We start from the raw sequence: 17383 nt of genomic DNA, 5'->3' as shown, positions 1-17383 counted from the left end.
AGGCGCTCAAGTACATATCGTCATGTGCATACGAGCCTCGTGTCGTTAAAAGAAATGGTTGGTGCCGCATGAAAGTGCTCTTCATGATGCCGTTCGGCGTGTCGAGCTTCTCCGCCCCCATCAAGATCAAGGCTTCGTCTTGGTGTTAGTGCCAGATGCACGTCACCTTGCGGTGCAGGAATGGAGTGTGAACATGAAAGCAGAAACGGAATCGCGGATTTTTTCGGTGGACGAATATGTCCGTCCGTCTAACGGCGAACCGATCCGTTCAGTTGTTCTGGAGACCAACGATTCTGTCGTTGTAGTTTGGCACGCCTACCCTAGGCAGGAAATAGCTGCCCATGTCCATCCTCACGGCCAAGATACTTGGACGGTTATCTCAGGTGAGGCCAAGTATTATCAAGGCAACGGCGTAGAAATTCATCTTAAAGCTGGAGATATTGCCATTGCAAAACCTGGGCAAGTACATGGTGCCGTGAACTCTGGTCCAGGACCTTTCATATTTGTCTCCGTGGTTGCGCCGGGCAGTGCAGGTTTTGCGTTATCTGAGAAATAGGCGAAAGGCCTGAGAGGAACCTGATGAATACACGAGTATTTACGTTCGCTGGTGGAGAAACGGGGGTTTGGCGCGTTGTTGCGATGAATGCCGTGGCAGGAGCCCCTCTCCCTGGAATCCCACGGCTCAACGTAGCCGCTGGCTCTGTTTCGCCGCAGCCTCCGGGCACCAAATGGCTCCTTCGCGGGATAACGAGTAACGAGCGCTATGTCGTGCGTGAAGAGAAGGATCGTCTCGTGGCGAAGCAGCCAAGCTTGGGTCGAGCAGAGGCTACCTGCGCCGCCCTGATCCCTATCCGGAAAAACCCCTCATGGTGGGGACTGTCTCAAGACGAACGCCGGAAGATTTTTGAGGAACAGTCCCGTCACATTCACATCGGGCTCCAATATCTCCCTGCTGTGGCCCGCCGCCTCCACCATTGTCGGGACCTGGGCGAGAACGAACCCTTCGACTTCTTGACTTGGTTCGAATATTCCCCGTCTGATGAGACGGCCTTTAACAGGCTTCTGGCCGAACTCCGAGCCTCGGTGGAGTGGCAGTATGTCGACAGAGAAATCGACATCCGGCTAGTGCATGAGCCGGCCTAGCATCAGGTTTAACTTCGATCTACGTGCGGCACACTCCTGCGACACCCGCAGCCCAGCAAAACCCCGAAAAATCTAGTGTGTCGCATAACTTAGGAGTAACGCGACAGGTATGTCTAGCGAGCCACTAGTCGCTTAAGAACTTTTCTACTTATAGCCTCCTCTTTCTCTCATCGATCTCCTCGGCATCCTGCCGTCTAGAGCCGGCACATTGTCCAGCTTTCGAATGAGGCTCTCCAGCTTTTCCAAGTCGCCCTCGGCAATGGCTCGCTCGTCGGGAGTTAAAGGCACGGCCTCCAAGTACCGTCCGATAGACGATTTGCTTTCCAATGCTTGGGCCCTTGCGCTGGCTTTCGGCAAGTTGAAGTCACACCCCGCACAGGCCATGCGATGTGGGCAGCTGCTCCAGAAGGGATTTGAACAATACGAGTCGCCCAAGTCATAGAAGGTGTAGGGGGCATCTGAATGGCGAACAATTACGTCATGATCGATCAAAACGGAGACCATATGGGCCATTTGATCGGCTTTAACGAAGGATGCTGCCAGCTTGGTAGGCCGAATTCGAATGTAATGCAAAGTCGAATTCGGCGAGCTATGTCCCGACCACTGCATTAGCTCGATCAGCGACATGCCCTGAGGGACGCTGGCGAGCGCCGTCACTGCGGAGGCACGTCCCCGGTGGCTGGTGATTCGCCCGCGACTGTCCTCCAGTGGCACACCCGCCTTGGCGCATAGCATTGGAATGATGGTGCCATTAATGACACTGGAGCCTATGCGCTTGCCTCGAAACTGAAATAGGTAGCTAACTTTTTCCCCGGTTCGCTCATCCAGCAAAGCGGCCTGGTTAGCAGGCCTGTCCTCCAGCCAGGCGTCAATGCGCTCCTTCACGACCACCGCTACAGGTTTGACGAAAGCTTTGAACGTCTTGCTGGCAGGAATATCGAGATAGCATAAAGTTTTTGCTGGAACGATGGTCCCATCCTCGTGTACCACATCATTGGTCTGAGGATGCGCGCATCTTTTATCCAAGCGCATGATTTCATTGCTGCGCAAACCAGCGTGCGTCCACACTACAGCAATGGCTTGAACCATCGACAGCGGATAGTGAATCTCCGAAAGCAGATCACTACGCTCAAGATTTAGACTCGCCCAAATCAGCTTGAGCCAGGTCGAGTCATCAATTACCCGCGGGTTGATACCCGAGTTGAATGTCACGGATCGCGGGGTGGCGAGGTGATGCCGGGGGCTGAACTTCAAACGACCCCATCCCCAGAGTTCAAAGTCTGTAAAAAATCGTCGCAAGGCATGTAGAAAGCCGCGCTTCGAGTTGGCAGCGATAGGCTGACCAAGCCCCTTTAGCTGTGTTCCCTTCGCTGACTCCAAAGCCCACTCACCGACCGTCATCCGGTCGACGGCAGCAATAAATGCAGCGCAAGTGGACATGCTCCAATCGGTAGGCGCCGCCATTCCTGATTGCTCGCGCGCTAGCCAGACACCGGTCCTCAAGATAAAACTGTAATTGCTTTCACGTGTGCGTGGACGCAAGGTGGAAGTGTCTCGCCATCGACGGCACCACATTGCCCAAGTCGGATCGATGCCTTCGATGCTTTTCGCCCGCCAACAGGTATAGCCTCGCATGCGTAAAGGTTTCGCCAAAATCCCCATGGCAGCGAGGCCGTGAGATACCTTTCCGACCGATCTCGCGACACCTTCGCTTCGATGCTGTTGGCCCTTCAGTAGCAGTTCCTCGGTGAATGTCTCCAACCGCGGATCGCCGTTTTCCAGCATCAAGGCACCCAGCACGTTGGAAAGGAACTGCTCAAGATGGCGAGCAGCGTAGCCCAGCGATCTCAACGCTTGGCTCAAGCGAACGTGCTCATGTCTGAACACGGCATGGCCGAAGATAAAAGAAGCATATATCGCCGGCTGCCGGAATTTGGCGATACGCTGCGGGGTTCGAAAATCGCCGAGATGGTAAGCAACGGAAGCGAGATATGGTCGTGATCCTGCTCGATTACTGAGCAAGGTCAACCACTGCGACTCAGACCAACACCAGTAGGGTTTACCGGTTTTGCTGACATTCCAGAGAATGACTGCCACTGATGAAATGGCTAATCGCTGAGAAACGCCGCTGTGCGCCGCTATATCAGCTAGCGGCCTCATGAGCTCAGGTATCTCTGATTGGAGGTAGCCCCAGTCTGAACGGTGAGAGCGATTCGAAAGTATGCTCAGCTCGATTTTCGATAGATCGCTCTGACGTACGTACTTGCTCGCGTCGAACGGAACATAAGGGGTGACTGAGGGGGTGCTCATAGCAATGCCTCAGACCCAAAGAGTTCACAGAACATCCGAGCATCGAGACTGCCGACGGAGTGCGCCATCTTTGCGGTTAAATCCGCGCCAGATAGGTGCAGGTAAATCAAAGTGGTTTTGGGGTCTCGATGTCCAGCATACGTGGTCAGTTCATGGAGCTTCCAGCCCGCACGGGCCAGATGGGTAAGCCGAAGGTGGCGAAAGGTATGAGTGCTCAGGTGCGATAGTTTCGCTTCCTTGGCCCACCCTTCAACCGTTTTACTCCACGCCCAACGGGACAGTGGCGAGCCTCGATTACGATCTGATGCTGATCGAAACAACGAACCTCGCATCCAGCCAGCGCCGCGAAGAGCATGTAGATGCTCTATCAAGACAGGTGCAATGTCTGGGCTGTAGCACACGACGCGGCTGCGTTTGCCTTTGGTCGTTTCCGCTCGCACCGAGATCAGTCGGTGTGCAACGTCTAAATCCTCAATACGCAAGGCCACCAACTCGGCACGGCGAAGAGCCCCGAAATACGCCAACGACAGCATTAGTCGATCACGGATAGACGACCTGGCCGCAATACTGAGAAAGTGTCGCCACTGCTCATCGGTGGGAATGTCTGGCAACTTAATCAGCCGTGGGAGCAAGCCCCTGACAAACCCTCCATGTCCAGGCACTTGGGCCAGCCGACCATGCTGTCCGCGGGGCACGGGGTTGTGCTCGCAAAGACCCTGAAAAACGAGGTGGTCGTACCACAACCGGATAGCAGTAAGCCGCTGGTGCAAGGTTGAATTCGCCACCGCGCTCTTTGCGCCAGGTAGCAGCTCACGGATGTAGAGCGTGACTTGTTCGAATGTCGCGGATTCGGGTTTCAGCCCACTCCCTTCGCAATGCAATAAGTAATGCGCAAGGGCACGGCCATAGGCGTCAAGGGTGGCCGGCGCACGCCCCAGATTACCCAAGAGCTCCAGCCAAGCTTGTACACTGGAATAACGACTTAACACTTGCTTGTGCAATGGGGTGGTGGTCATGGGCGCCCCCTGAGCGTCAACGGATTCAGCCTAGCTCAAAAGCATTCCACCTAACTTAATACAGCGCGTAGTTCGAGGAATAGACCTTCAACTCGCCTCGGGCCATCAGCTCGCGCAGCTGAAACACCGGCTGGCCCATCTTGATGCCCAGTTCTTTGGCTGGATCGTTGCGGCTGACAACGCAGCCATCGTTGTTGCTGGCCACCACGACTGGACGGTCCCGGTACCACGGCTCAAACAGCGTCTGCGCCGAGCAGTAAAAGCCGTTGTTCTGGGGCTTGATAAACGTTAGGACATAAGTATTTTATAAACAATAAATTAGAAAATAATTATCGAATCGTTAGTTCAGGTCATAGGTTAGGGGGAGTAGATGGAGCTTCTGTGGGCTACTGAGTCCTTGGTGATTGGCGGTCGTCCATATCCAGGCTTTCCGCTCTTGCTTTGGGACACCATGGACAGTTGTGTTCCTGCCAATGAGTTCATGCGCTACTTTTTATTGCGGGGAGCCATTGGGTCGCGGAAATCTTGGCCAAGCACGGGGCGTGCTCTGTACGACTTTTTCAGTTTCCTTCAGGCACATGACCTCGCCTGGCGCGATGTGGAGCGTGGCGAGGACAAGAGCGTTGTCGCGGGCTACCGGGACTACTGCTTGGTGGAGTGTCAGTTGGCTCGATCAACGACCCGTCAACGACTTCACTATGTCTGCAAATTCTACGAGTACGCTCAGCAGCAGGGATGGGTGAGTAGACTGCCGTTTGGCTATGAGGAGCGGAAGGTCCGACGGTCCACCGGTTTTCTTGCACACGTCAATGCCAGCGGCGGAAAGGCGATGGTGAACGACGTCATGCCGCGTCAGCATCGGGTGCTGCCGAAGTTCCTCAGCATGGACGAGATTAAGGTGTTGCTGGAGAAGGCGGAAAACCCGCATCACCGAATGATAATTCGACTCGGACTTCGGACGGGGCTGCGGCGGGCGGAAATCGCCTCTTTTCCGTTGGCGTATGTCTTCGATCCGGATAAAGCGGGCAGGCACGAGCGCAACATCCGGGTTCGCCTTGATCCGCACGATGGTCACGGGATGCGTACGAAGGGAAGCAAACCGCGTGACATCTTTATCAGTCGACGCTTTCTCGCGGATCTGCACCGATATGTCGTGCAGGTTCGTGGCGAGCGGGCATCACTGAGTCGTACTCAGCACAAATCGCTGTTCTTGAATCAGTCTGGTGAGCCCTACGCCGATGATGGTAAACGCATCGAGCGCATTGTCCGAGAAATTGGCAAGCGTGCGGATATCAAGGTTCATACGCACATGCTTCGCCACACCTACGCGACCCATACGCTGGTCGCCCTTCAGCGCAATGGCAGCAGCCTGGAACCGCTCGTGTTTGTGCAGCGGCAGCTCGGGCATAGTTCGATCCAGACGACGATGGTGTACCTGCACTTGGTCAACGAACTGGCCGACAACGCCGTGCTGGCTTACGACGATGAACTGTCTGACGACTTGGGAGCGGTTTAATGGGGAAGCGCAAGGTCTTCTTAAAGACCGACCTCAGTATCCCGCAAGTCGAGCATAGTCATGACGCGAACGGGTCTGTCATTGTTTTCCCCGAAGTGATTCCACCTGTCCACACAAGGGTCGACTTCGGAAGGAATGCCACTCGCTCGCGCGGCATCGACTTCGCTTTCTGGTATGGCGTGGGTATCGATTCGATTACCTATGCCTGCCAGCGACAGACGGAACGCTTTCTAGCCCAGCAGGACACTGGGGTCGAAGCGAGCTCCGTAGCAAGCTTCTGTAAAGGCGGTTTACGCCACTTCCTCAATTACATGATTTTGCGTGCAACCGCGCTCAGCCGTGAGTTGACCCTGAACGACATCGATCGTGCATTGATTGACGATTTTCTTGGCTACCTTGCTGGATTGGGCATTACCACGCTTAGCCAGAGTACTCACTACACCGGTATGAAGTGCGTCCTTCACGCGTTGGGCCGCAGAGGGATAATTTCGTTGGTCACCACAGGAGACGATGCGACATTTCCGCGAAACCCGTTCCCAAACAGTGGCAAGAGTAAGGGTGAAACGCCCCTACCGAAACGCCAGCGACAAGCGTTCACCTCAGCATTGAAACAGGCGATCCTGCCAATCTGGAATGAAGACGCCTTTGTGACTGGTGAGCTACTGGCTTATGCCTTGTTGACCGTTGCGCTGCACACCGGGCGTAACGCCACGCCGCTGCTGGAGATGGGGCACGATTGCCTGCGCGCTCACCCCAAAGACAACAGTGTCTTTTTGGTTCTCTGGAAGCGCCGCGGACACAGCAGCAGTAAAGTGGCTCTGCGCGCAGAGAGCGCCACTGAGCGTCGGCTGGAGTCGACCCCAACCATCAAAACCAACATTGAACGTCTGATCCGCCGTGTCCTTGCTCACAGTGAAACGCTGCGTGCGGAGGCTCCGAACGACATTAAGGATTGCGTTTGGCTGTATCGCGTGCACCGTGGTCCAGGCGTCGGCACGGTCATTGTCCTGACGGATTCAGCGCTGAAACTAGCGGCCAAAAAATTGGTGACTGATTATGGACTCGTCGATACGGATGGTCAGCCGCTGCGCATCAACATCTCTCGACTACGTAAAACGTTTGCCAACCGAATATTCGAATTGCTCGCGGGTGACCTGATGACCACGGCCATCGCGCTTGGTAACACACCACAGGTGGCCGGACGAAATTACTTGGCATCTAGCGCAGACGCCAGGCGCAACTGGCAGTTTATGGGCGAGATAATGGTTCAGGAATTACTCAGCCGGACTATTGGCGCTACTTACAAAACTACCCCAATGGGGCGCTGTGGTGATCCGGTGAACGGCCAATATGCGCCAAAACGTGAGGGGGAAGCATGTTTCTCATTCCTCAACTGTCTGCGATGCAAACATTACGCGGTCACGGGAGACGATTTGCACCGGCTATTTAGTTTTTACTTCCGTGTGTTTGCGGAGCGTACCCGCATGAACAAGCGGCGTTGGGCGCAGGAATACGCGCATATCCCTCGATTGATTGACGACTATATCGTGGCTGAAGGGCTGCGGCGTGGAACCTTCAAATCGGCCTCCGTTGAAGCTGCTCGCGAGCAGGCTCGCCGCGATCCGCACCTGTTTTGGTCATCCGATGTAGTGGAAAGTCTGGAGATGTTTGCATGAGCAAAAACAATGTGACCATGTTGCCTTGGGCAAGCATTGAACAACAACCAGGGGATATACGTGAGTTGCCCGAGAGCGACCGCGAAGCACTCATTGTCAGTGCCATTCATGTTGATGGCCACTGGGTCATCCTCAGTCGCTATCGCGATAACATTTGGCAGCTCGAAGGGTTGACGAGCAATGTACCGGACAACATGAGGAACTTGGACTTCAATCGAGTACCCGCTGCGTTTTTAGCGGTGATGAAGTCCCTATTGTATCGCTACCTACGACGCGGTCGCGCAGGGCAGAAGCGTCCCGTGGCAAGTACTTTGCGCAATGTTTTTGAAAATGTATTGCCCTTTCTGCGGTATTTAAGCGCGCTTAAGCTCGGTCACTTCGGCGCTGTAACGCCCATGATCTGTGCAAATTACGTCGCCGAGTGCAGGGAGATCCGACAGACGCGTCGCAATCGGGGGCAGGCGCTGTCTCCGGCGGCCCTTGAACGTCGTTTTATGTCAGTCGAGGCGCTTCATGAACTCAGTCAGTACACCAACGACCCAATCCCAAGACATCCCTGGCCTGATACATCGGCGAGAGCCTTGGCCGGTAGAGCCTCCCTCAACAGTGAGGCCGGCAAAACGCCGTTGATACCAGATGAGGTGTTTTGTACGTTGTTCGAGAAGGCCTATGAACAGGTTCAGCACGGTGAGCGTCTGCTCGATCTGCGCGACACCCTCGATAGCGTCGCTGTAGCACGCAAGGGACAGGTGACCAGATCAATTCAGGAGCATAAGGTTCGCCAGCTGACCGCTCTTGGGTGGGAAGGCGGGCTTGAGACATTCAACCAAGCGATTAAAGATTTGAGAACCGCCTCCTATATCGTTCTGGCCAGCACCTCCGGTTGCCGGAATCATGAGTTGGCCAACGTAAAAGCTGGCGCGTGCCACCGTACGGAAGACGATGAAGGCACGGTCTTTCACTGGCTGCGCTCCACGTCGGAAAAAACCGATACCGGCGTGCACGACTGGATGATTCCAAAAATTGCTGTGCACGTGTTGCGCCTAATGGAGCGCTGGGCCGAGCCGTACCAGGCCATGATCGACGCTGAGATCTCCGAGCGAAGAACGCTTAATTCGAGTGATCCGCAAATCGCCACGGCGCAGAAGCATCGGCATGCTCTCTTTCTCGGGGTGGCTGCCACGAAGCGTAATCAAGTTCGTACCCTCTCGGGTTCGGCATGGAACATGTGCCTCAAAGCGTACGCGAAGAGCTGTGGTCTGAACTGGATCTTAGCCAGCCATCAATTTCGCCGTAAATTCGCCAACTATGCCGCACACAGTCAATTCGGCGACCTGCGTTACCTGCGTGAGCATTTCGCACACTGGTCCATGGACATGACCTTGGGCTACGCCATGGATCAAGATTGGGGGCAGCATCTCGATATTGAACTGTACGAAGACATCCAGTCAGAACTCGAAGACATCAAGTCCGAGGTCGTCGGCACTTGGCTGGGGGACACACCGCTGACTGGCGGCTACGGTCGATCAATCAAGCATTGGCAGCGCGATTCGGCGAACCTCGCGATCTTCAAGAGCCACGCCTCAATGGTAACCTCGATCGCTGAGAGCACCGCGATTCGAAGTAATGGTCACGCCTGGTGTACCGCCGACGATGATCGTTGCGTCGGCAACACCATGGAGCGAACGCGCTGCGGCGATTGCAACAACGCCGTGATTGGAGGTGCACACGTTGGTATCTACCAGCGCCTTTACGACAACCTGAAGAGGTTGTTGGATTGCAACGACATTGGTGACGGTGGTCGTCAGCGCGTATTGCGTGATTTGGATCGCTGTCGTGACGTGCTTATGCAGCTTGGATACGATCCGGAGGAGAACGTAGCATGACCATTAAACGCAAGCCCTCAGACGCCCGCGAGCGGGATTTGCAACTCGCACTTGCACGCATCCTGCGCGGTCGGGCGCATAGCGGCGAATCCAAGGTCACTATCGCCGCGGTGGCGCGTGAAGCGGGTGTTTCAACCGCTCTGATTCACAATCACTACCCAACTGTCGCTGAGGCGATCCGCGAAGCTCAGGGGCGTTCAAGTCGTGCTCAGCGGGATGTGAAACACCAGGATCTTTTGGCTGAGCGCGAGAAAAATCGAATGCTCCGCCAAGAGAATGAGGAACTGCGCGAAAAGATTGCCAACCTCGCCTCGATTAACGAAGTACTGATGGCAGAAACGCGTACTCTAAAAGCCAAGCAGGCCGACTTTTTTGCTACGGCAATTTTTGCATTGAGGTAATGGATATATTCCAGCACCATCCAGATTCTAAATCGCATCAATGGATGGAACTCAAGGCATGCTGGACGCAAACGCAACTCATATTGCCCTGACGCTGGAGGGCATATCCGTTGACCTTCAGGTACTTAGTTTTGTTGGCCGTGAAGCCCTCAACCAGCCGTTCTGTTTTGACATTGAACTGGTCAGTCCCCGCCCTGACCTGAAACTCGAAGAGATCCAGTACAAACCTGGCTGCCTGACCTTCGGCGCCACCGGCAAAGGCATCATCCACGGCTTGGTGTATCGCATCGAGCAAGGCGACTCCGGAAAAGCCTGGCCCGTTACAGCATCAGCCTGGTGCCGCAACTCGCCTACCTGCGCCACAACCATGACCAGCAGGTTTTCCAGCATTTAAGTGTGCCGAAGATCATCGCGCAGGTCCTCGAAGCGCGCGGCATCCTGGCCGATGCCTACAGCTTCCAGCTCGGCGCGATCTACCCGGAACGCGATTACTGCGTGCAGTACGACGAATCCGACCTGCATTTCATCCAGCACCTGTGCGAAGAAGAAGGCATTCACTTCCACTTCCAGCACAGTGCCGGCGGCCACAAACTGGTGTTCGGCGATGACCAGACGGTGTTCCGCAAACTCGCGCCCGTGGCCTACCAGCAAGACTCCGGCATGGCTGCCGAGAAACCGGTGATCAAGCGCTTCAACCTGCGCCTGGAAACCCGCACCACCCGCGTCAGCCGCCGGGATTACGACTTCGAAAAACCGCGCATCCTGCCCGAAGGCGCCGCCAAAAGCACGTTCGCCCCGGACCTGGAAGACTACGACTACCCCGGCCGATTCACCGACCGCGAACGCGGCAAGCAACTGGCAACCCGCGCCTTGGAACGCCACCGCAGCGACTACCAACTCGCCGAAGGCAAAGGCGACGAGCCAACCCTGGTCAGCGGCCACTTCCTGGCCCTCAGCGAACACCCGCTCGCCGAGTGGAACGACCTCTGGCTGTTGCTGGAAGTGATTCACGAAGGCAAACAGCCGCAAGTGCTCGGCGAGAGCATCACCAGCGATGTCACCCACAGCAAAGACGATTTTCAACAGGGCTACCGTAACCGCTTCCTCGCTACTCCGTGGGATGCGCATTATCGGCCTGCCCTGGAACACCCAAAACCTAAGGCTCTGGGTAGCCAGACCGCCATCGTCACCGGGCCTCTGGGCGAAGAAATCCATTGCGACGAATACGGTCGTGTCAAAGTCCAGTTCCACTGGGATCGTGACGGTCAGACTAACGATAACTCCAGCTGTTGGTTGCGCGTCGCCACCGGCTGGGCCGGTAATGCCTACGGCGGCATCGCCATCCCGCGCGTCGGCATGGAAGTGCTCGTCACCTTCCTCGAAGGTAATCCCGACCAACCGCTAATCACCGGTTGCCTGTTTCATAAGGAAAATGTTGTCCCCTACGAACTGCCGGCGAACAAGACCCGCAGCACGTTCAAGACGCTCAGCTCGTCGGGCGGCAAGGGTTACAACGAGTTTCGTATTGAAGACAAAAAAGGTGCGGAACAGATCTATTTGCATGCCCAGCGTGACTGGGATGAAAGCATCGAGCATGACCAGAAGATTCGCGTCGGCAACGAACGACATGACACGGTTGAGGTCAATGTGTTCAGCGAGTTCAAGGCTGAAGAGCATCGGATCACCCACTTGGATCGCAAGACTGAAGTGCGGGCGGATGATCACCTGACCGTTGGCGTGACTCAGCATGTAAAGGTTGGGACGGCGCAGTTGTCGAGGCGGGCCAGGAGATTCACTACTACGCAGGCGACAAGGTGGTGATTGAGGGCGGTATGGAACTGACCGCCAAGGCTGGCGAGAGCTTCGTCAAGTTGGACGCCGGTGGCGTGACGATCAGTGGCGCTGAGGTGAAGGTCAATTCTGGGGGCGCTCCTGGCGTCGGCACGGGTATCCAGATTCTCACTCCATTAGTCCCTGGTGCCGCCGTCGCTGCCACTGCGGGGCAACAGTTGAGTGCGCCACCGGTTGGGAAACTCAGTGTTGCCCCTGACTCGAAACCACCTGCGGTGGAAGAAGAGCTTGAGGAAGAGGAAGAAGAGGTCGAGCTGGAAGACATCACCTTACGTGTTGGGATGTTCTTCGATGGGACGGGCAACAACCGCAACAACAGCGAGCGTGTCTTTGGCTGCTTTGCGCCGGACGTGAACCTGGAGGAAGCCGCTGAAGATATTCGTCAGTTCTGTGCGGCTCACGGTTATGACGGCAAGGGGAGTTCCCCGGACAACAGCTATGGCAATGATGTTAGCAACGTCGCCAGGCTGTATGACCTTTACATAGACCAGGCGGATGAAACCCTGCCCATCGATGCCAAGACGGCCAGCCTGCCCGTTTATGTGGACGGGATCGGAACCAGCAGCACTGGAGAAGATTCCACTTTTTCGCAAGGTACCGGTATAGGTGTGCAGGGTGTCAGGGCGCGAGTTGAAGAAACACCGCCACTTATTCTCAAGGCTATGCAAACATTTCAAGACAACAACCCCGATAAGCGCGTGGCGAAAATCGAGTTCGATATCTTCGGGTTCAGCCGTGGCTCCGCAGCGGCAGGGGATTTTGCCAATGAGGTATTAAAGGGAACCAAAGTATCCTCGCCAAAGCGTTGCCGATGGGTGCCCCGATATTGTCGGATAGCTTTTCATGGACGCCGCATACTGATGTCTCTATAAATTTCATTGGCGTTTACGACGCCGTCGCGGCCATTGCCAATCCGCTGGTGGGGGACTGGACTGGTAATAACGCTTATAACCCAGGGATCAATATCCATCTTGCGCCAGACGCGGCTAAGAAAGTCGTCCAATTGGTCGCTCGAAATGAACGCCGTTATAACTTTGCCCTCAACAGTCTTGGATCGGCCGATATTGTCCTACCTGGCGTACATTCAGACCTGGGCGGCGGCTATTTACCCAAGGCGATGGAGCGCATCCTGCTCAGCAAACCGCGTAAAAGCCAGGTCGAAGAAAGGACCTCTTTCGCTGAAGCCAACAGTTACAAGGTTGCCCAGCAGGACTTGAGACGGCTTCAAGATCAACTGGCCCAATATAACCTTTCGTTGGAGATCCGGACTTGGGAGGTACCGTTTCGTAGCACTGACAAAGACGATCAAAAAAACATGAAACACGTGTATGCGGCTGTCAGCAGCCAGCGCGAAGTCCGCAGTGACTTGTCCTTGATCCACTTTCGGATCATGCGCGAACTGGCTGTTGAAAACGGAGTACCGTTTGGCGAGATTGACGAAGGCGAACCGCGACTAGCGCTGCCTGCGGAACTCGTTCCCATCTCCAAAAAACTGATGGCATTCGCTCAGGGGAAAAGCAAAACAACAGGGCTGACTCCGCAAGAGGAGGAACTGCTGTTCCAACGTTACGTTCATGTCTCCGATAACTGGAACGCCGCTAAAAATCGCAACAATAGCGACCTGAATATCGTCTTCATTAATCGACCAGACGAAAACTCTGTGCGCACGGTGCACCCGAATGAGTAATTTTATCCGTGTCGCTCTTGCCGCCTTTCTACTCAGTGGCTGCACCTTTGCCAAAAGCCAGTCAATGCCCTATAAAGCCTGGCGCTTGGGATTTTCGGCTCCCGCTTACATGGAAGTTTGGATCGAGTCGGCGGATGTGGTCGATATTCAGGAACAGTTATATTCACGTGCGATGAGTGGCACCGCGTCAATACTAACGCCCCCCAACAACTCCGGCGATCCCCGAGGCTGGCCGAAAAGAGCAGGTTGGGGTAAGGGTAAGTACGTGACAGGGGCTGACTTGCCCAAACAGATCTATGTCCGTTGGCAATCGCTGGTCGAGCCGCAAACCTACCAAATGGTGATTAACATACCTGAGGCGACCCGGGAGATCATGCGCAAGGGGGAAAAGGTGTTCTGCTCTGCCGATGGGCAATGGATCACCGGATATCGTGAGGCAATCGGTATAAGGCTGGTTCCCGGAGGCATTGCCAAAGTCTGGGTAACCGGTCCCTGCATGACACCGATCGAGGTGACTACGGTACAAGCGGTGATTGATCCACGTGGCCCGTATGAAGGTAAGTCTGGCGGTCACCACCGGCCCCTTTCAGCAGTTTCCAAAGCCTATGTCGAGAAGTTTGGTGTGCCCTACGACTCTTGGAAGTAGGTCAGTGCTGGCCCTTTAAGTATCCTGGATGCGAAGGGTTAGCTGTAACGACCTGCATTTGAAAACGCCCACATTGCAGGTCGGGGCGTTTTCAAATGCAGGTCGTTACAGATATGGTTTGAAGGCCATGGCCTGCGGCCTCACTGCTTGCAGTCATGTGCTGACACAATCATAAATATTACAAAATTGTAATTTTACAATCATCTCCCCGTTATCTTCAAACTGCAACGATACAAGTCGGCGACGATACGGGAGCAGAAACTGCTCCCGTAAACAATAATTCCAGCCGAAGAACTTTCTAGTTCTGCCGAACCTAAGGAGTGATTAATGGATAACAATACAAAATTTTCGATGGCCGCTTTGGCGTTGGTTGTCAGTTCTGGGCCGTCTATGGTATTTGCGGAGGAAAAGACTGGGGGATTTATCGAAGACAGCAGCCTTACCGTGCTCAATCGAAATTTCTACTTCAATCGTGATCATCGCAACGGTCAATCAAGCCCCACGGGCAATGGCTACTCCGAAGCTTGGTCGCATGCGATTATCAGTAAGTTCGAATCCGGGTTTACCCAAGGCACTGTAGGCGTGGGCGTCGACGCTTTCGCGATGATCGGTTTGAAGCTTGATACGGGTGACGGTCGTAACGGCGGTCGTAGTTCATTCGATGTACTACCTGTCAATGGCGACGGCGAAGCTCGAGATGAATACACGAAAGTCGGTGGCGCGGCAAAAGTTCGCGCTTTTGACACTGTGGTGAAAGTAGGTGATGTATTTCCCGCCAACCCTGTCGTGGCGTCTGGCGACTCAAGGCTTTTACCGGAAAGTTTCCGGGGTGTGACCGCTACCAATACCAGCATCGAAGGGCTGACAGTTCAGGGTGGTCGCCTGCATGCTATGAGTCAACCAGTCTCCAGCAATATGCGCGACAACTTCGCAACCTTCTATGCAGGCCCTGTTAACTCACCTTGGGTCGGCTATTTTGGTGGCGACTACAATGTGAATAAGAATATTATCGTTAGTCTTTACTCCAGTCGTCTCAAAGACGCCTGGAATCAATACTATGCTGGTACCGGGTTGAACTACTCCTTGTCTGATGAGCTTTCTGTATTCGGCGGTGTGAATTACTACAAGGCCGTGGATGAAGGGAAAAAACTGCTGGGCGAGTTCGACAACAATATTTGGAGCGCTAAGGTTGGCGTGAAGTATGGCGCACACTCACTTGCACTTTCTCACCAGCGAAATAATGGTAACGACGACTTCGACTATCTGCGTCAGTCGGATTCCATCTTTCTCGACAACTCAATCCAGTACAGCGACTTCAACTCGCCAAAAGAACGTTCATGGATGGTGCGTTACGACCTCGACATGAGCTCGTATGGTGTACCTGGCTTGTCGTTTATGACACGTTATGGTCGTGGCACCGACGCCGACTACTCCAACGCCAACGCCACATACATGCGGCGCGATGCGGATGGAAACCCGTTGACCGATCAGAAACGTTGGGAGCGCGACATCGAAGTAAAATACGTCGTTCAGGCAGGCTCCTTGAAAGATATGTCCTTCCGCTTGCGACAAATGAACTTTCGCTCAACTGAATTTGAATCGGATCTGGATGAAGTTCGTGTGATCATTGAGTATCCACTAGCGATTCTGTAATACCTGAATGGGATGATTCACTGGACGAACATCCCGTTTTCAGTCGAAAGATTTCAAAAATGTAATTTTTCAGTCATTCCCATGTTAACTTGAATCACCTATAGTAAGTGGGAGTTAATAGGAACCTAGCTAGCGCATCTGGTTGGAGTCCTACAGACAAGTAGCTAGTCTGTGAAAATCTGAAACTCATTGCTATTCAGTTAAAGCTCCAAGCTCACCTTTAGAAGCTCCTTTGGAAAAAGGTGAATTTTTAAGACGTCCCTCGGGACGTCTTTTTTATGCGTGCGCCAGGCATGGCGCGTTGCGCGCAAGCGCAACCAGCTTGGCTGTGGTGGCCTCGCTGGTGACTTGGAGGTGAAAGTCCTCTACACACCCGGCAAGGGGAAGTGTTAGCCAGAGGCAAGGGTGTCGCGGGTGACCGCGAATCTGAAGGAAGCCCGAGGCAAAATGCTGGCCTGACGAACAGCAAGCGGATAGAGGCGGCGCAGCGGGGTAAAGGGGCGTGTTTCCCTAAAGCCCAATACTTGCACGGGACGCTGCGACGTAGATCCGACAGGCATAAGCAGGAAGGTCGCGCGAATTACCCTGGGAGATCTGCACGTTTGCCACAGTGCTACCGAGCGTCGAGAGGCGACGGGATGAACGTGCAGAAGTCAGCCGAGGCCGTAGTAAGTGGCGGATAACCGCGTCACCAAGGGCCGAACAAGTTATGCCGCCAGTAGGCGTCAAAGTCTCGTTGAATACCGAAATGCAGAAATTTCTCCAAGAGAAGACTGTTACTCCGAGTCCCGGACAGTATCCGAGGATGACGGCTGACAGCGCACAGGTATCGGCGGCGTCTGTGACGTGGACGAACGCGGAGCCGGACACGCTGATGGAGCGGGTGCTTGCACCCGCCAACCTCAGACGTGCGTACCAACGCGTAGTCAGCAACAAAGGCGCGCCGGGTGCCGATGGCATGACGGTCGAGCATTTGTCAGGCTACGTGAAACAGTATTGGCCGACCCTCAAGGCTCGGTTGTTGGCAGGCGAGTACCACCCGCAAGGTGTACGTGCCGTCGAAATCCCCAAGCCCAAAGGCGGGACAAGGCAGCTGGGTATCCCCAGCGTCGTGGATCGCCTGATCCAACAGGCTCTGCTGCAACAGCTCACGCCGATCTTCGACCCTCTGTTCTCGGATTACAGCTACGGCTTCCGTCCGGGTAGAAGTGCTCACCAAGCCATCGAAACTGCCCGTGCCCACGTGGCGGCGGGTCATCGCTGCTGCGTGGAACTCGATCTTGAGAAGTTCTTTGATCGGGTCAACCACGACGTGCTGATGGCCTACATCGAGCGTCAAATCGAAGATAAACGTGTGCTCACGCTGATCCGTCGCTATCTCGAAGCGGGAACGATGTCAGGTGGACTCGTCAGCCGACGGCAGGAAGGGACGCCGCAAGGCGGCCCGCTCTCGCCGTTGCTGTCGAACATTCTGCTCAACGAACTCGACCACGAGCTAGAACGACGGGGCCATCGTTTCGTAGTAAGCGCTCCATGAACCCCACATTCAAAGCGCTTAGCTGATGCCGGATGCTGTGCTCCCGATTCTCTCAGGAGGC

General features: G+C 54.8%; 12 protein-coding genes and 2 pseudogenes. 11 read left to right on the top strand and 3 right to left on the bottom strand.

The annotated features are described in order from the left end of the window. The first annotated feature begins 193 nt into the window (after window positions 1-193). Together FHL16_RS31355 and FHL16_RS31350 are read left to right on the top strand one after the other, a co-directional pair. A complete protein-coding gene (locus tag FHL16_RS31355; protein WP_071534424.1) occupies window positions 194-556 on the top strand; it encodes a cupin domain-containing protein in 363 nt (120 codons plus the stop codon). A gap of 23 nt (window positions 557-579) precedes the next feature. Further along, on the top strand, window positions 580-1143 hold the full coding sequence (locus FHL16_RS31350) for a chlorite dismutase family protein (RefSeq protein ID WP_026084028.1): 564 nt from the start codon (window positions 580-582) through the stop codon (window positions 1141-1143). Window positions 1144-1287: 144 nt separating this feature from the next. Here the strand turns inward: FHL16_RS31350 and FHL16_RS31345 are convergent, their stop codons facing one another. Genes FHL16_RS31345 through FHL16_RS31335 form a run of 3 tightly spaced genes read right to left on the bottom strand, consistent with a single transcriptional unit; the run spans window position 1288 to window position 4752 of the window. Continuing rightward, window positions 1288-3453 (bottom strand): tyrosine-type recombinase/integrase, encoded by a 2166-nt coding sequence (locus tag FHL16_RS31345; protein WP_011914409.1) that lies wholly within the window; start codon window positions 3451-3453, stop codon window positions 1288-1290. Beyond that, complete coding sequence (locus tag FHL16_RS31340; RefSeq protein WP_011914410.1) at window positions 3450-4469, bottom strand: tyrosine-type recombinase/integrase; 1020 nt, start codon at window positions 4467-4469, stop codon at window positions 3450-3452. Before FHL16_RS31340 ends, FHL16_RS31345 begins: the two co-directional genes overlap by 4 nt. Before the next feature lie 55 nt (window positions 4470-4524). After that, window positions 4525-4752 (bottom strand): Y-family DNA polymerase, encoded by a 228-nt coding sequence (locus FHL16_RS31335; RefSeq protein ID WP_077750302.1) that lies wholly within the window; start codon window positions 4750-4752, stop codon window positions 4525-4527. 87 nt (window positions 4753-4839) lie between these two features. Here FHL16_RS31335 and FHL16_RS31330 point away from each other — a divergent pair, with 87 nt between their 5' ends. The 9 genes and pseudogenes from FHL16_RS31330 to FHL16_RS31295 all read left to right on the top strand — a co-directional run. Next, window positions 4840-5985 (top strand): tyrosine-type recombinase/integrase, encoded by a 1146-nt coding sequence (locus FHL16_RS31330; protein WP_077750301.1) that lies wholly within the window; start codon window positions 4840-4842, stop codon window positions 5983-5985. Continuing rightward, window positions 5985-7661 (top strand): hypothetical protein, encoded by a 1677-nt coding sequence (locus tag FHL16_RS31325; protein ID WP_077750300.1) that lies wholly within the window; start codon window positions 5985-5987, stop codon window positions 7659-7661. Before FHL16_RS31330 ends, FHL16_RS31325 begins: the two co-directional genes overlap by 1 nt. Next, window positions 7658-9547, top strand: coding sequence for an integrase (locus FHL16_RS31320; protein WP_077750299.1), 1890 nt, complete (start codon window positions 7658-7660; stop codon window positions 9545-9547). The genes FHL16_RS31325 and FHL16_RS31320 overlap by 4 nt, the downstream gene beginning before the upstream one ends. Continuing rightward, complete coding sequence (locus FHL16_RS31315) at window positions 9544-9948, top strand: TetR family transcriptional regulator (protein WP_077750298.1); 405 nt, start codon at window positions 9544-9546, stop codon at window positions 9946-9948. The genes FHL16_RS31320 and FHL16_RS31315 overlap by 4 nt, the downstream gene beginning before the upstream one ends. A gap of 58 nt (window positions 9949-10006) precedes the next feature. Next, window positions 10007-11960: pseudogene (locus FHL16_RS34835) on the top strand (type VI secretion system Vgr family protein); the annotation flags it as partial. Between the two features lie 650 nt (window positions 11961-12610). Further along, on the top strand, window positions 12611-13486 hold the full coding sequence (locus FHL16_RS34830; RefSeq protein WP_306108738.1) for a phospholipase effector Tle1 domain-containing protein: 876 nt from the start codon (window positions 12611-12613) through the stop codon (window positions 13484-13486). After that, window positions 13479-14132: a DUF2931 family protein gene (locus FHL16_RS31305; protein ID WP_077750297.1), complete on the top strand. Its 654-nt coding sequence runs from the start codon at window positions 13479-13481 to the stop codon at window positions 14130-14132. The genes FHL16_RS34830 and FHL16_RS31305 overlap by 8 nt, the downstream gene beginning before the upstream one ends. Window positions 14133-14459: 327 nt before the next feature. Continuing rightward, window positions 14460-15785, top strand: coding sequence for an OprD family porin (locus FHL16_RS31300; RefSeq protein ID WP_077750296.1), 1326 nt, complete (start codon window positions 14460-14462; stop codon window positions 15783-15785). Window positions 15786-16494: 709 nt separating this feature from the next. Next, window positions 16495-17307 (top strand): annotated as a pseudogene (locus FHL16_RS31295) (reverse transcriptase domain-containing protein); the annotation flags it as partial. Window positions 17308-17383: the final 76 nt, after the last annotated feature.

This window comes from Pseudomonas sp. FSL W5-0299 (assembly GCF_005930655.1).
GTDB lineage: Bacteria > Pseudomonadota > Gammaproteobacteria > Pseudomonadales > Pseudomonadaceae > Aquipseudomonas > Aquipseudomonas mandelii.
The sequence above is the reverse complement of the archived record's forward strand: the minus strand, read 5'-3'. Positions and strand labels throughout refer to the sequence as shown.

What these genes read in the sequence shown, in the direction of transcription:
- FHL16_RS31355 (WP_071534424.1), top strand. Translation starts at nt 194, where the DNA reads ATGAAAGCAGAAACGGAATCGCGGATTTTTTCGGTGGACGAATATGTC.
- FHL16_RS31350 (WP_026084028.1), top strand. Translation starts at nt 580, where the DNA reads ATGAATACACGAGTATTTACGTTCGCTGGTGGAGAAACGGGGGTTTGG.
- FHL16_RS31345 (WP_011914409.1), bottom strand. Translation starts at nt 3,453, where the DNA reads ATGAGCACCCCCTCAGTCACCCCTTATGTTCCGTTCGACGCGAGCAAG.
- FHL16_RS31340 (WP_011914410.1), bottom strand. Translation starts at nt 4,469, where the DNA reads ATGACCACCACCCCATTGCACAAGCAAGTGTTAAGTCGTTATTCCAGT.
- FHL16_RS31330 (WP_077750301.1), top strand. Translation starts at nt 4,840, where the DNA reads ATGGAGCTTCTGTGGGCTACTGAGTCCTTGGTGATTGGCGGTCGTCCA.
- FHL16_RS31325 (WP_077750300.1), top strand. Translation starts at nt 5,985, where the DNA reads ATGGGGAAGCGCAAGGTCTTCTTAAAGACCGACCTCAGTATCCCGCAA.
- FHL16_RS31320 (WP_077750299.1), top strand. Translation starts at nt 7,658, where the DNA reads ATGAGCAAAAACAATGTGACCATGTTGCCTTGGGCAAGCATTGAACAA.
- FHL16_RS31315 (WP_077750298.1), top strand. Translation starts at nt 9,544, where the DNA reads ATGACCATTAAACGCAAGCCCTCAGACGCCCGCGAGCGGGATTTGCAA.
- FHL16_RS34830 (WP_306108738.1), top strand. Translation starts at nt 12,611, where the DNA reads ATGGGTGCCCCGATATTGTCGGATAGCTTTTCATGGACGCCGCATACT.
- FHL16_RS31305 (WP_077750297.1), top strand. Translation starts at nt 13,479, where the DNA reads ATGAGTAATTTTATCCGTGTCGCTCTTGCCGCCTTTCTACTCAGTGGC.
- FHL16_RS31300 (WP_077750296.1), top strand. Translation starts at nt 14,460, where the DNA reads ATGGATAACAATACAAAATTTTCGATGGCCGCTTTGGCGTTGGTTGTC.